The 14,263-nt window shown below is 56.2% G+C and carries 15 protein-coding genes; 8 read left to right on the top strand and 7 right to left on the bottom strand.

Annotated elements, in window-relative coordinates:
• Positions 1-67: 67 nt before the first annotated feature.
• Positions 68-304, top strand: coding sequence for a YdcH family protein (locus BAR1_RS11150; protein ID WP_118943090.1), 237 nt, complete (start codon positions 68-70; stop codon positions 302-304).
• Between the two features lie 20 nt (positions 305-324).
• On the opposite strand, the gene BAR1_RS11145 is transcribed toward BAR1_RS11150, so the two are convergent.
• The 6 genes from BAR1_RS11145 to BAR1_RS11120 all read right to left on the bottom strand — a co-directional run bounded on the left by BAR1_RS11145 (position 325) and on the right by BAR1_RS11120 (position 6,327).
• Positions 325-786 carry a hypothetical protein gene (locus BAR1_RS11145; protein WP_118943089.1) on the bottom strand — a complete coding sequence of 154 codons (462 nt, stop codon included), beginning with the start codon at positions 784-786 and terminating at the stop codon, positions 325-327.
• A gap of 153 nt (positions 787-939) precedes the next feature.
• Positions 940-1,416, bottom strand: a complete 477-nt coding sequence (locus BAR1_RS11140) for a CoxG family protein (protein ID WP_118943088.1) — start codon at positions 1,414-1,416, stop codon at positions 940-942.
• A gap of 27 nt (positions 1,417-1,443) precedes the next feature.
• The gene (locus tag BAR1_RS11135) at positions 1,444-2,253 is read right to left on the bottom strand and encodes an alpha/beta hydrolase (protein WP_118943087.1); all 810 of its coding nucleotides are present in this window, start codon (positions 2,251-2,253) and stop codon (positions 1,444-1,446) included.
• On the bottom strand, positions 2,250-3,656 hold the full coding sequence (locus BAR1_RS11130) for a helix-turn-helix domain-containing protein (protein ID WP_118943086.1): 1,407 nt from the start codon (positions 3,654-3,656) through the stop codon (positions 2,250-2,252). The genes BAR1_RS11135 and BAR1_RS11130 overlap by 4 nt, the downstream gene beginning before the upstream one ends.
• Before the next feature lie 265 nt (positions 3,657-3,921).
• A complete protein-coding gene (locus BAR1_RS11125; protein WP_118943085.1) occupies positions 3,922-5,136 on the bottom strand; it encodes a multidrug effflux MFS transporter in 1,215 nt (404 codons plus the stop codon).
• 81 nt (positions 5,137-5,217) lie between these two features.
• The gene (locus BAR1_RS11120) at positions 5,218-6,327 is read right to left on the bottom strand and encodes a hypothetical protein (protein ID WP_118943084.1); all 1,110 of its coding nucleotides are present in this window, start codon (positions 6,325-6,327) and stop codon (positions 5,218-5,220) included.
• Positions 6,328-6,542: 215 nt separating this feature from the next.
• Here BAR1_RS11120 and BAR1_RS11115 point away from each other — a divergent pair, with 215 nt between their 5' ends.
• The 6 genes from BAR1_RS11115 to BAR1_RS11095 all read left to right on the top strand — a co-directional run bounded on the left by BAR1_RS11115 (position 6,543) and on the right by BAR1_RS11095 (position 10,605).
• Positions 6,543-8,075 carry an acyl-CoA carboxylase subunit beta gene (locus BAR1_RS11115; protein ID WP_118943083.1) on the top strand — a complete coding sequence of 511 codons (1,533 nt, stop codon included), beginning with the start codon at positions 6,543-6,545 and terminating at the stop codon, positions 8,073-8,075.
• 18 nt (positions 8,076-8,093) lie between these two features.
• Complete coding sequence (locus tag BAR1_RS11110; protein ID WP_118943082.1) at positions 8,094-8,858, top strand: class I SAM-dependent methyltransferase; 765 nt, start codon at positions 8,094-8,096, stop codon at positions 8,856-8,858.
• Complete coding sequence (locus BAR1_RS11105) at positions 8,855-9,256, top strand: DUF6497 family protein (protein WP_118943081.1); 402 nt, start codon at positions 8,855-8,857, stop codon at positions 9,254-9,256. Before BAR1_RS11110 ends, BAR1_RS11105 begins: the two co-directional genes overlap by 4 nt.
• 214 nt (positions 9,257-9,470) lie before the next feature.
• Positions 9,471-9,596, top strand: a complete 126-nt coding sequence (locus tag BAR1_RS18305) for a hypothetical protein (protein WP_267128376.1) — start codon at positions 9,471-9,473, stop codon at positions 9,594-9,596.
• An 81-nt stretch (positions 9,597-9,677) separates the two neighbouring features.
• Positions 9,678-10,043 carry a hypothetical protein gene (locus BAR1_RS11100; protein WP_118943080.1) on the top strand — a complete coding sequence of 122 codons (366 nt, stop codon included), beginning with the start codon at positions 9,678-9,680 and terminating at the stop codon, positions 10,041-10,043.
• A gap of 361 nt (positions 10,044-10,404) precedes the next feature.
• Positions 10,405-10,605 (top strand): YMGG-like glycine zipper-containing protein, encoded by a 201-nt coding sequence (locus BAR1_RS11095; protein WP_118943079.1) that lies wholly within the window; start codon positions 10,405-10,407, stop codon positions 10,603-10,605.
• A gap of 148 nt (positions 10,606-10,753) precedes the next feature.
• On the opposite strand, the gene BAR1_RS11090 is transcribed toward BAR1_RS11095, so the two are convergent.
• The gene (locus BAR1_RS11090; RefSeq protein ID WP_118943078.1) at positions 10,754-11,977 is read right to left on the bottom strand and encodes a DcaP family trimeric outer membrane transporter; all 1,224 of its coding nucleotides are present in this window, start codon (positions 11,975-11,977) and stop codon (positions 10,754-10,756) included.
• Between the two features lie 255 nt (positions 11,978-12,232).
• On the opposite strand from BAR1_RS11090, the gene BAR1_RS11085 reads away from it, so the two are divergent.
• Positions 12,233-14,233 (top strand): acetyl-CoA carboxylase biotin carboxylase subunit, encoded by a 2,001-nt coding sequence (locus tag BAR1_RS11085; RefSeq protein WP_118943077.1) that lies wholly within the window; start codon positions 12,233-12,235, stop codon positions 14,231-14,233.
• Positions 14,234-14,263 lie beyond the last annotated feature (30 nt).

The raw sequence follows: 14,263 nt of genomic DNA, 5'->3' as shown, positions 1-14,263 counted from the left end.
ATCAAAGCGCTGGAATTGCGCTGTGTCTAGTCTGTATCCAAGACATCGGGACAAGAAAGGAAACCAAATGTCACATACCCCCAATGAACTGTCAGAAGAATTCCCTGACCGCGTTGACCAGATGAGCGCGTTGAAAACTTCGGATGCACATTTTGCCAAGCTGTTTGACGATTACCACGAGATCAACCGCGCGGTTCACCGCGCCGAAACAGACGTTGAGCCAACCGACGATCTGCACATGGCCGAGATGCGCAAGCAGCGGCTGGCGATCAAGGATGAAATCTGGGCAATCCTGAACAAATAGAAACCAATAGCAGTTGCGCCTTAGGGCGCAACAAGCCTGAATGTATCCTGTTGCGCCAACAGGGATTTGATATCGGCTTTGCCGAGGGGATAGTCGGCCGGATCATCGATATCAAAGGCTGGCCCGCGCTTGTGGTAATAGACTTTTACCATTGTGTCTTTGTAGTCGCGCATGGTGATCATCATCATTTCGCCCGTTTCGGGGTCGTCCTTATAGGCCGGACAGATGGCAAGCACAGTCTCGCGCGTTTTCGAGGATACAAGCGAGACGATTTCGGGGTTGTTTATACAGGCATTGTTATAGTCGATTTCGACCCCGATCCTGTTTTCGGACAACGAGGCGATTTGCGGTGTTTCGGCCACGATGGCGTAAAGTTCGCTCCAGTTATCAAAGGATTCACCTTTTGGAATGAATTCCTGAATGAACCCCTTGATCCCTGTGGCCATATCCCCCTGATTTTGGAAGATTTCTGTCTTGTTCATCACATCTATGCCATTCGTCCACGGGGGTGGGGCATAAACTGCAACAGCGTCGAAAACCCGAATGGTCATCGTTGTTTTCGGGGTGTCGGCGGCAAGTGGGGTAGCGGTGGAAAGCAATAGGAAAGCGGCAATACTCGTTACGGTCTTTTTTATTTAGGTGTCCATTTCCCCGGTGTCTGTTTCCTCGGCAGGCCCCTCGACCTGTTCCTGAAAGTTGTCAAAGAATTTGTTGGCCATTTTACGGGCAAATCCGGCGATCAACCGGTTGCCCAGCTGGGCGATTTTGCCGCCGACCTTGGCCTCGACTTCGTAGGTCAGCTCGGTGCCCTCTTCGACATCCACCAGCCATACATTTGCGCCGCCTTTGGCAAATCCGGCAACGCCGCCTTTGCCTTGGCCGCTGATCTTGTAGCTTTCGGCGGGCACCACATCGGACAGTTCAACACGGCCCTTGAAGGTGGCTTTGACGGGGCCGACTTTTTGTTTGACCACGGCATCAAACCCGTCTTCGGGGCTGCCGGTCAGTTCCTGACAACCGGGGATGCAGGCCATCAGCGTTTCGGCGCTGTTCAGGTGTTCCCAGACGGTGGCGCGGTCGGCCTTGATTGTTCGTGTGCCGTTCAGTTCCATTGTTATTCCTCCCTGTAGCGGATTATTCTAGAAGCGATTGAGGAAGGCGTAAAGCGCCACCTTGGCGTCGGTTTGCCACACATCGTTGTGGCCAGCGCCCTGAACGGCAAAGAAAGTATTGTCAGTTGCAGGCGACGCGTCGAACATTTCGCGGCCCATTTCGATCGGGATCAGCGGATCGTCAGTGCCGTGCAGAACCAGCAGCGGAATATCCAGATTGCGGATATGGCGCAGGCTGGGCCAGCGGTTTTTCATCAGGAACAGGATCGGTTTGAATTTGGGATAGATGCGGCGGGTGATGTCGGGCAGCGAGGTATAGGGCGCCTCGAGCACCATTGCTGCGGGCGGGGTATTGGCCAGTTTCGGGTTGTCGGCCATCAACACCGCAACGCCGGTCCCAAGGCTTTCGCCATATAGGACCACTGGCGCGTCGCCAACCAGATTGGGCAGGGACTGATAGAGGTTGATCGCGTCGCGCAGGATGCTCTTTTGCGAGGGTTTTCCACTACTGCCCGATGAGCCGCGATAGGCCATCGCGACCACCCCGTAGCCGCGTTTTTGAAAACTGGCAAAGCGGGGCGCGCGGTTGGCAAGGTTTCCGGCGTTGCCTTGGAAATACAGGATCACCGGCTTGCCTGCCTTGGGTTTCGCCACCCACAGCACAAGGGTTTCCTTGTCGCTGGTAAAACGAACGGCCTGCATTTGTGGCACGCCTGCGTTGGCGGGGGAAACCTCGGTCGGGTCCAGCGGATAGACCATGGATTGCTCGAACTTCCCCAGCAGACCAAACGAGGTCAGCCCCAGCAGCGCCGTGATGCCAAGGGTTTTCAGGATCATTGTTCCACCTCGTAAGGCAGCAATCCGCGCATGTTCGGATCAGCCTTTAGCCGGCGTTCCAGCGGCGGAACGGATCGCTGGTGGCAATCCACCCGTTCGCAGATCCGGCAGGAAATGCCGATCGGCTCGAACACCTGCTGTTTGCCGGCGATCAGGTCATCGGCATAGACCACCGCATCGGCGTGTTTCACCTCGCAGCCAAGGCCGATGGCATAGCGGCGCACCGGTGCCTTGAACGAGCCGCCGGATTTCGACACATCGCGGGCCAGACAGAAATAGCGCGCCCCGTCCGGTGTTTCGGCCAGTTGCCGCAGGAACCGGCCCGGTGTTTCAAAGGCGCGGTGCACGTTCCACAAAGGGCAGGCCCCGCCGAAACGGGCAAATTGCAGGCGGGTGGCGGAATGGCGTTTGGTGATGGTGCCTGCCTGATCCACGCGCACGAAAAAGAACGGAATACCCTTGGCGCCGGGCCGTTGCAGGGTGGACAGGCGGTGCGCCACCTGTTCGATCGAGGTGCCGAAACGTTCGGCCAGCAGTTCCAGATCGTGGCGCACCTCGTGGGCGGTGGACAGGAAGCGGCGGTAGGGCATCATTGCGGCACCGGCGAAATAATTGGCCAGCCCGATCTTGGCGATGGCGCGGGCGGCGCCGGTCTGGAAACGCGCCAGATCAAGGGTGGCCTCGATCAATTGGTCCTGCGTGATCAGCGCCACCTGCATCAGCAGCTGGAAATCCTGCGTGGCGCGCGGGGCGCGGGTGGAAATACTCAGGGTTTTCGCGGCCTCGTCATAGTGGCGCAGCGGGCCGGTATCAGTGAATTTCACCATCACCAGATGTTTTGACAGGATACGTTCGGCCATTTCCCGCAGGTCCTCGCCGGCCTCCAGTGCCTTGTCGGCAAAGCCTTCGGCGGCGTGGTCCACCGCATCGATATAGTTGTCGCAGTAGTGAAAGAAATCGCGCACCTCTTCCCATGGGCTGGCCTGAACGCGGGCGTCCTCGCGGCCCAAAGCCTCGTCCAGTGAGGCAAGGCGTTCGTGGGTTTGGCGGTAGGCGCGGTGCAGTTCCAGAAAGGCGCGGGCAAGGGCAGGGGCGTTTGACGCGGTCAGGCGCAGGTCGGCCAGTGGCGGGATGTTGTCGGCAAACACCGGATCGGCTAGGGCCTCGCGCATGTCCGTGACCATGCGTTCGCTATCGCCGACCGACAGTTCGGTCACATCAAAGCCGAATTCCTGTGCCAGTGCCAATACCACGCCGGTGCTGACGGGGCGGTTGTTGTTCTCCATCTGGTTCAGATAGGGCAGGGACACGCCCAGCTTTTCGGCAAAGGCCTTTTGGGTCAGGCCAAGGCCGGTGCGCACCTCGCGCAGTTTGACACCGGCGTATAGTTTCTGGGTGGCCATCGGCGCGTCCTTTGCAGTTTTGCGATTGCGGGCAGTAAACTTTGCAAAACGGAGCAATGCAATAGGTTTTGCTCTCTGGTATTAACCGTCACTTTGGACGGCGAAGCCGGACAGCGCCCGACCCTCCCCACGGGAGGGCGCTTTTGCACGCGGTGCGATTGATAATAACGCGGGAGTTGCTTCAATGCTTGCCTGACTCTCTGATGTTGTGCGCGCCCACCCAGGGTCGGGCGCTGTCCTTGTTTCCTTGTGTGCAGGTTACATGCTACATCGACAACTGCCGTTCGCGGTGCATCACAAACAGGATTGCAAGGATGGCCAGAACCGAACAGGCAATCATGATCCAGAGCAGCGGATAAACGCCGCTATCTACCGACAACCGGCTACCGGAAAAGGCCGACAAACCCGCGCCGCCACCAATCAGAATTGCCCCGCCAAGGCCCGAGGCCGAACCGGCTAGATCAGGGCGCACCGACAACATGCCGGCACTGGCGTTGGGCAGGGTCATGCCGTTGCCAAGGCCCACCGTTGACATGAAGGCGAAAAAGGTGATGGCATTGCCAAGACCCAGATAAAACAACGCCATCGAGATCGAAATCCCCACTGCCGCAATGATACAGCCAAACAGGATCATCCGGTTGATGCCGATGCGGGTGGAAAAGCGGCCCGACAGGAAGTTGCCCATCATATAGCCGAAGGATACCGCGCCAAAGGACAGGCCCAGCCAGATTGCGTTCATATGGAATATTTCCTTGCCCACAAAGGGTGCGCCGCCCAGATAGGCGAAAAAGGCGCCCGAGGCGAATGTGGCGGACAGGCAATAGCCCCAGAACCGGCGCGACATCAGCAATTCGGGATATTGGCGGAACTGTTCGGCAAAGCTGCGGTTGGTAGTGGCCGAGGTTTCGCCAAGGTCGTACCAGGACAGCACGAACAGCGCCACGCCCAGCACGAACAACAGCCAGAACACCGAATGCCAGCCAAAATAGCTGTCCAGCACCCCGCCCAGCAGCGGCCCCAGCATCGGGGCCAGTGACATGCCCATGGTGACATAGCCGATCATCGAGGCGGCCTGTGCATCGGGCACCATATCGCGCACCACGGCGCGGGAAATGGCCATGCCGGTGGCAATCACGGCCTGCGCCATGCGGAATGCCAGAAAGATTTCGGCGGTGGGCGCCCAGATGCAGCCCAGCGTGGCCAGCAGGAACAACGCCCCACCGGCAAGGATCAGCGGGCGGCGGCCGAAACGGTCGGACAAGGGGCCGATCATCAATTGCAAAATGGCGCTGACACCAAGGTATAGCGCCACCGATAGCTGCATCAGCCGGTAATCCACCGCGAAGTATTCCGCCATCGCGGGCAGCGAGGGCAGGAACATGTTCATCGACAATGCGGGCAGGGAGGCCAGCAAGATCAGGGTCGAGATATGCGGGGGCGTGGTGCGGTCAAGATAGCGCACCGCTGTGTTTGGCGTCATGGAAACGGGGTAGCGGTTTTGGTTGACAAAGTCCACTATCGGCCCCGCAGGGCGGGGTCTGCGCAAATGCACACTTTTGGGTTACGGGTTGGAAGGTTGCTCTGGCGCGGGTTCTTCTGCGGTTGATTTGTCTATGTTCGTATAGTGCAGACCATAAGGCGTTTGTTTGCCTGTCAGGTTCAGCTTGTCGCCCGTTGCAAGCGTGTCGCGTATGCTGCTTGGGACACCACAGATATTGATTGTCGTCGATGGCCCGTTTTCGGCGGCAGCAGAGGCCGCCTTGATACACCCATCGCCTTGGCCGGCATCCGTGCTTTGGACAACAACGGTTTGGTTGCCTGTATTCCCGGCGATCAGATATGACTGAAGCGCGGGCAAACCGGTGGTGAAAAAGGGTTTGGCCAATGCCACAACGCCTGCTGACAGAAGCAGGAAAATGGCAATGTTTTGTATCATGGCCGACCCGAAGACACCTTTGCCAGCCTCGGGTTTGCTGAAGAAAATCAAGACTCCAAGGGTGCTAATGGCCATGGCGATCAGGATGGGCAGTTTACGGGCGACCCAGTCCATATGGTCCGCGGATGGCAAAAAGCGGATTGCAGTTGTTCCATATAGCCCGGCGCCAATAAACAGGATGGCAAGGGTCCACAGGACCGGCCGAATTATACGCGAAACAAGGCCCTGTTGATAATACGGGATCATCACTTCGATCTGTTGCGGGACAATATAGCGTTTGACAGAAGGGTCCGAAAAGACCTCGATTTTGCTCTTGGTATTGCGCAATTCAAGGAATGCAATGCCGGGGAAAATGAATGTCAAAAAGAACAGGGCAATCACACCGCCCCCCAGCGGCAGGATATAGGTTTTCGGTATGTTTGTCGGAACGCCGGATTTAATGATCGCGTTGCCAACAAATGCAATACCGGCAATGATGGCCAGACACAGCAGGATAAACAGGATGCGCCCTTTGGAATTATAACTGCGCACCAACAGGTTCTTGCGCATCGTCGGCATCGCAAACACTAGCGCCAGCAGGAATGTGACGATTGCCAGTGCCAGCGGCAAGACCGCGGCATTTGGGTTTTGGTTCTGGATTTCGGCGGCAACAACCCCGGCCTGCCGAAAGGAAATAGCGGCAAGGAGGATTGCAATCAATAAAGAGGCAATGGTTGTTATGGTTCGAAACAGCAAATGCGTTGCTCCTCGGGGAATTGTTAAATGTTTTCATCTATTGGGGAAAGTTAGGTCAGATGGTTCGGGATGAGTCAATATTACCGGCTGTAATTAGCAAATTTGCAGTTAGCAGATGTATTTCGGCCAAGGATTTGCAAATATTCCGGAATTCGCTTTGACCCGCTGCATCACGGGTATAACCTGTCAGGCAAAGCCAAAACCGGAGGTGTGCCGTGAAAGATATTCAGCAACAGTTGGAAGCCCGTCGTGAAGAGGCCCGTCTGGGCGGGGGTGAACGGCGGATCAATGTGCAGCACTCCAAAGGCAAGCTGACGGCGCGTGAACGGATTGAACTGCTTCTGGACGAGGATTCCTTTGAGGAATTCGATATGTTCGTCACCCACCGTTGCACTGATTTCGGTATGGAGAAACAGAAACATGCCGGCGACGGGGTGATCACCGGCTGGGGCACGATCAACGGGCGGATGGTTTATGTCTATAGTCAGGATTTCACCGTGTTCGGCGGGTCGCTGTCGGAAACCCATGCACAAAAGATTTGCAAGATCATGGATATGGCGGTGCAAAATGGCGCACCGGTGATCGGGCTGAATGATTCCGGCGGGGCGCGGATTCAGGAAGGGGTGGCCTCGCTCGCGGGTTATGCCGAGGTGTTCCAGCGCAACATCATGGCCTCGGGCGTAGTGCCGCAGATCAGCGTGATCATGGGGCCGTGCGCGGGCGGGGCGGTTTACAGCCCGGCGATGACCGATTTCATTTTCATGGTCAAGGACAGTTCCTACATGTTCGTTACCGGTCCGGATGTGGTGAAAACTGTAACAAACGAAATTGTCACAGCCGAGGAACTGGGCGGCGCCATCACCCACACGAAGAAATCATCCGTGGCGGATGGCGCATTTGAAAACGATGTCGAGGCCCTGTCCGAAGTCCGCCGTCTGGTGGATTTCCTGCCGCTGAACAACCAGTCCAAAGTGCCGGTGCGTCCGTTCTTTGACGATCCGGACCGGATTGATGCAAGCCTTGATACATTGGTGCCGGAAAATCCGAATGCGCCTTATGATATGAAAGAACTGATCGTGAAACTGGCCGACGAGGGCGACTTTTACGAAATTCAGGAAGAATTTGCCAAAAACATCCTGACGGGTTTCATCCGTCTGGAAGGCTCGACCGTCGGTGTGGTGGCCAACCAGCCGATGGTTCTGGCGGGCTGCCTTGACATTGATAGCTCTCGTAAGGCGGCCCGCTTTGTTCGTTTCTGTGACGCGTTTGAAATCCCGATCCTGACGCTGGTCGATGTGCCCGGTTTTCTGCCCGGAACCTCGCAGGAATTCGGCGGGGTGATCAAACACGGCGCAAAACTGTTGTTCGCCTATGGCGAGGCCACGGTGCCCAAGGTGACGCTGATCACCCGCAAGGCTTATGGCGGGGCCTATGACGTGATGGCGTCCAAACACCTGCGCGGCGATTTCAATTACGCCTGGCCGACAGCGGAAATTGCGGTGATGGGGGCCAAGGGGGCCACCGAAATCATCCACCGCGCCGATCTGGGCGATGCCGAAAAGATTGCCCAGCATACGGCCGATTACGAGGACCGTTTTGCCAACCCGTTTGTGGCGGCGGAACGCGGGTTCATCGACGAGGTGATTATGCCCGCATCCTCGCGCAAGCGGATTTGCCGTGCGTTTGCGTCGTTGCGTGGTAAAAAGCTGCAAAATCCGTGGAAAAAGCACGGTAATATTCCTTTGTAAACAGTGAGGTGTAGGTAAATGGGATTGGAAATTGATATCGCATCCGAGGTGGAAAACGAAACCATCCGCGATCTTGATTTGGGAATGTTCGACCAACAGGATCTGGTCAACCTGATCTTGCAAAGGTCGGAAGTTTTATACGATCTCCCGCGCTCTGGACGTGTGATCCGCGAGTGGAACAATGGCAATATGAATCCAATCATTGATCAGGTTGAACGGCTAGGGGACGAGATCGCCTATCGCACAGCCGCCGTGATCCATGCGGAGTATCAGAATATGGCGCCAATGCTGAAACACTTGGCGCCCAAACGGGTTGCCGATGTCGGCTGTGGCTATGCGTTTTTCGATCTGTTTTTAGCGCGTGATCTGGGAACCAAGCTGTTGTTGATCGATCTGGAAAGCAACGATCGCCGCCATTTCGGATTTAAAAAAGAGGGCGCGGCCTATTCATCATTGGCGCGGGCAAAAGAGATGCTTATGGCCAATCAGGTCGCATACGAGGATATCCACACTGTAAATCCCGAGCAGGAAGATCCGGCAGAATGCGGCAAGGTCGATCTGGTCACCAGCTTTTTGTCTTGCGGGTTCCATTATCCGGTTTCGCTTTATGACCGTTTTTTTACATCTGCAATCCATCCATCAGGCAGCGTTATCATTGATTTGCGCGAAGCAACGGCAGAGAAACAGTTGAAACAACTCCAGTCTTACGGGTTGACCGTGACCAAACCACTGGATGCCGCCGCCAAGGTTAGGCGTGTTCTGCTGGGTAAAGATGCGGCATGATTCAGAAGGCACAAATATCTTCTGTGTGCGCCTTGCTTGCTGCAACCTCTGTTCAGGCGCAATCCATGATCGAGGTGCCTTCGGGGCAACCCGTAACCTTTCAGGACGTGATCTGGGAGGCAGAGGGGGACGAGAATACATACCGGTTTCGATATATTGCGCCGGAAATCGCCCGTGACGGGGGCAGCATTGATTTTGATGAGGCCGAAGGTGATTTGCGCTATTTGTGCGAGCAATCGGCCCTGCCGGCGTTGAAACGCAAAGAACGCCCGGTTGCCCGCATTGTTATCACTCTGTCGGATCGCCCCGTGGCATTCGGGGAAACTGATCCCCAGGCAACACAGTTCTTCGATTCTTACACCCCGCAAGGGAATAGCTGCATATGGGAGGGATTTTGAGGATGCCACTATATGTAGCGGAAATGCCACGCCAAAGGGGGTATTATGATGCAATCGAGTCACAAAATCGCCGATCTGCAATGCAAAGGTGTTTTTCTTTTAATTTATCCGCTATCGTCGCGGAAGGTTACGCCCAAGTAGCCAATAACTCGACTGTGGTAATTGCGTGGCTTCTTAGCTGCGTTTCTGCCAATTCACACAATAGGAGACAAATATGTCGAACGGTTTCAAAGCAGTACTGGCACTGGTTCTTTTCTCGACTATCGCTGCTTGCGCACAGCAAGAAGAAGAAGTTGTTATGGACCCAGTGGTTGTTGAGCAGCCCACAACAAAGTACTAATATAGTACCGGAGCGGGCTGACAGGCCCGCTCCATACCATCTCGCGAATTTGCGCAACCCTTTGATAACAGGAGGGGAATTGTGCTGAAGCATCGCGGCTTCCCTGGCCGACTGCCGGGAACAGATTTCCAATTTACAATTCGAAGACCAAACAAAAAAGGCGCGACGCCTTTGGTAGCACGCGAACGTTTTGCCGATCGACGTCCAGCCGATCGCAAGGCCGATACCGCCTTTATGATGGCGCTGTGGTTCCAGTTTGGCGATCAGCCGTTCGAGCGTGGCAATCTGGATGCGGGGCGTTTGTCGTGGATGTTTGGCCGCGAAGTGATTCCCGCAGAAGACCCGTTTGATTCTGAAAGTTACGAGGCGCTGTTAATGATAGACGAGCGCCGCGCACGCGCATCATTTCCGGATGCATTTGACCCTGACGACATTGGGGGCAAATAGGCGTGATGTTGCTTGCGGCTTATCGAATCCGGCAGAAAACAGCCCAAATTTCACCTTTTGCGGGTAAGGGCTTTGTTGTGCCGTTTGTTTCGGGCAGTGTTATCTACATGGCAGGCGCCTCCAGCAAGATGTCTGCCTGTACTAGTCAAAACCGTTACCCTTCCCCTTCTGAACGGTCCGGTCCATTTTGGGCCGGACCGTTTTTTTTGCCTGCGTTGTTGGCGCTGGGTGATCGGCAGGTTTTGGAACGGGGTGGGCCAAAAACAGCCGAAAATTGCAATCCTGATCTGGGGGATTCTCAAGCATATCCCGACATGTTAGAATCAGCCGTAATAACAATAAATGTTGGAGGCAGAAAACAATGCAGATCAAACACCTTATCTTGGTGGCACTTCTTGCCACGCCACTTGCCGGATGTCTGGAGAATGACGTCCAGCGTGCTGCCGCCGGTGCGGCCGCCGGCGCGGTTATTGCGGATGTCACAAATGGCGATGTGCTTACCGGCGCGGTCATCGGCGCTGGCGCTGGTGCGCTTTGCGATGATGCAGGGGTGTGTAACTAAGACATCGAACAGTATTCGGGTCACGGACCCGTTTATTACCACTCATGAAACGACCACTGCGAAGGTAACCTCGCAGTGGTTTTTTGTGGGTAGTATAAAAGTGCAAAAGACGGACCGTGCACCATGGCCCGCCTTTTGCCCGGCAGGTTCAGAAGTTGAACTGCACCGAAGTTTGCAGCCGCGAGGCATCATCGGATGCGCCACTGGCAATTTCACGGCGCCCATAGATCAGTTCCGCGCCAACCGTCATACGTTCGGTCGGTTTATAGAACAGGCTAAGGTGGGCCGTGGATATATTGTCGGTATCGGTCGGGGCGAAGGTATCGTTGACTTCATAATACCCCAAAGCCAGACCGCCCGTAAGTTTCGGGCTGAAGGCCTGGGATACGCCAAAGGTCGCGCCGATTGCCTCGATGGTTTGCAGATTTCCCGCCGCATCGATAAAGGCATCCTGCGCAAAGCCGTTGATCAGGTAGCGCCCGATCCCGTCCCCGTAGGTCAACGAGCCATAAAGCGTGCCACCTTCCCACAAGGACGCATTGCCGGACAGGTTCACGCCCCAGCCTGTCGCCGTGTCATTCGAGGTGGGCGAGTCGAATTTACGCAGGACGCCGGCCAGTTTCACCAGCGCCTTTTCACCTTTCCATGTAGCGGCCAGCGTGAAATCCGGCGCTTGGTCAATCCCGGCGCGGATACCCGACGTGGTGCTTTCCGAAATCGTTCCGGCCGCATCACGTCCGCTGAATTCGGAATTTTCCAAAGAGGCGGAAATTGTCACGTTACCCGAGACCGGAAAAGTATACCGGATCTGTGCCTGACGGACAAAGGGGATGCCCGCAGGGCCGTTGAAATCAACCGTGGTGGGGTAACTTTCGATCGGCATGAAGTTGGACCAGGTTTGCCCGACCGTCCAGCCGTTCCATGTGCCATAGGCATGACGCAGGCGCGGGCTGTAGGAATTCGAGAAAATCTCGTTGCCACCACCGCCGAAGAAATCAAATTCAATGTGGGTTTTCAACGGGCCGTTGTTGGTTTGGGTCGTGGTTTTGAAGAACAGGCGCGACTGGCGGGCTTGCGCACGGAAGCGGGCATTATCGTCAGCGTTGGTGATCGAAATGCCATCGACGTTGAAAGCATCACCAAGGGCTTCGTCAAAATCATAGATAAAGTCGGTTTTGATATAACCGCCGATTTCGACAACTGTGCCATTGGCGAATTTCAACCGGCCTTCGCCCTCCAGACCATCGATGCGTTTTTCAAGCGCCTCGATCCTTTGTTTCAGTTCAGCCGCCGTTTCGGCAAGTGCAGGCATCGCGACACTCGTCGCCAGCAGCGCTGCGATAGCGGTTCTATGAAGCGGGAAAATCTTCATCGTTTTTCTCCTGTATCCGGGGGGCTGGAATTAGCGCACCCATGTATTGAGTTTGGCAGAGATATTCGATCACCGGTTGTCACGAAGGCGGCCGAAATTCGCACGAATTCCGGACTGGATTTTCACGGAAAATCCTTGGAACGTGTTTGGACCGTGATTGGCAAAAATGCGATTTGGCGCGCGCGAGGGGCGTGCGCCGGATCAGGAACAACAGGTGCCGGTCTGGCACGAATTGAATTGGGGAAGGCCTGTTAGATGTTCAAAAAGATACTGATAGCAAACCGTGGGGAAATCGCCTGTCGGGTGATTAAATCGGCACAGAAGATGGGGATCAAAACGGTCGCGATCTATTCCGAAGCCGACAAACACGCGCTGCATGTTGCAATGGCAGACGAGGCCGTGTTGATCGGCCCGCCACCGGCCAATGAATCCTATATCGTGATTGACAAGGTGATGGATGCCATCCGCCAGACCGGCGCCGAGGCCGTGCACCCCGGTTACGGTTTCCTTAGCGAAAACAAGCTGTTCGCCGAAGCTTTGGCGCGGGAAGGCGTGGCCTTTATCGGCCCGCCCGTTGGCGCAATCGAAAGCATGGGCGACAAGATCACCAGCAAGAAAATCGCCCAAGAGGCTGGTGTGGCCACGGTGCCTGGCCACATGGGTTTGATTGCTGACGCCGAGGAGGCGGTCAAGATCAGCCGCGAGATCGGCTATCCGGTGATGCTCAAGGCCAGCGCCGGCGGCGGCGGCAAGGGGATGCGGATTGCGTGGAACGATGACGAAGCCCGCGAGGGGTTTCAGAGTTCCAAGAACGAGGCCGCCAGCAGCTTTGGCGATGACCGCATTTTCATCGAGAAATTCATCACGCAGCCGCGACATATCGAGATTCAGGTGTTGGCCGACGCTCACGGAAACGCGATCTATCTGGGCGAGCGTGAATGTTCGATCCAGCGGCGCAATCAAAAAGTGATCGAAGAAGCGCCCAGCCCGTTTCTGGACGAAAAGACCCGCAAAAAGATGGGCAATCAGGCCGTCGCACTGGCGCAGGCGGTTGACTATACCAGTGCGGGCACGGTGGAATTCATTGTTGATGGCGACCGGAATTTCTATTTCCTTGAAATGAACACCCGCCTTCAGGTGGAACATCCCGTGACCGAACTGATCACCGGCGTTGATCTGGTGGAACAGATGATCCGCGTGGCCAATGGCGAAGAGCTGGCGATCCGGCAAAAGGACGTGAAGCTGAACGGCTGGGCCGTGGAAAGCCGCCTGTATGCCGAAGATCCCTATCGTAACTTCCTGCCCTCGATCGGGCGCCTTAGCCGCTATCGCCCACCAGAAGAGGTGGCCGATGCCACCCATGTGGTGCGCAACGATACCGGCGTATACGAGGGCGGCGAGATTTCGATGTATTACGACCCGATGATTGCCAAACTGTGCACATGGGCCCCCGACCGCGACGCCGCCATCGAGGAAATGCGCGTGGCGCTGGACACATTCGAAGTGGAAGGGATTGGCCACAACCTGCCGTTTCTGTCCGCTGTGATGGACCATGAAAAATTCACCTCCGGCAACATGACCACCGCCTTTATCGAGGAAGAGTTCCCCGATGGTTTTGATGGCGTGGATCTGCCCAACGACATGTTACGCCGCGTCGCCGCATCGGCCGCAGCGATGTACCGCGTTGCCGAAATCCGCCGCACGCGGGTGTCGGGGCGGATGGACAACCACGAACGCAAGGTCGGCACCGACTGGGTGGTGTCATTGCAGGGGCAGGAATTCCCTGTGGTGATCGACGCCGACCCGATGGGCGCGACTGTCACCTTCAAGGATGGCAAAAGCCACCGCGTATCGTCCGACTGGGTGCCGGGCCAGAGCCTTGCCAAGCTGGATGTGGACGGCACGCTTGTGGTGATCAAGGTCGGCAAAATCCCCGGCGGGTTTCGCATGCGCCTGCGCGGGGCCGATATGAAGGTCTTCGTGCGCACCCCGCGTCAGGCCGAACTGGCCCGTCTGATGCCGGAGAAAATGCCGGCTGACACCTCGAAGCTGTTGTTGTGCCCGATGCCGGGTCTGATCGTCTCGGTCGCGGTGGAAGTTGGCGACGAGGTGCAGGAAGGGCAGACGCTGTGCACGGTCGAGGCAATGAAGATGGAAAACATCCTGCGTGCTGAAAAGAAAACCGTGGTGACCAAAGTCAATGCAGCCGCAGGCGACAGTCTGGCGGTGGATGATGTGATCATGGAGTTCGAATAACAATAATGCCGTTTCTGTCACTCAGATGGG

Origin of the sequence: Profundibacter amoris, from assembly GCF_003544895.1 — a bacterium.
Taxonomy (GTDB): domain Bacteria; phylum Pseudomonadota; class Alphaproteobacteria; order Rhodobacterales; family Rhodobacteraceae; genus Profundibacter; species Profundibacter amoris.
Note: the sequence above shows the minus strand (reverse complement) of the source record. Positions and strands in the feature narration are given on the sequence as shown.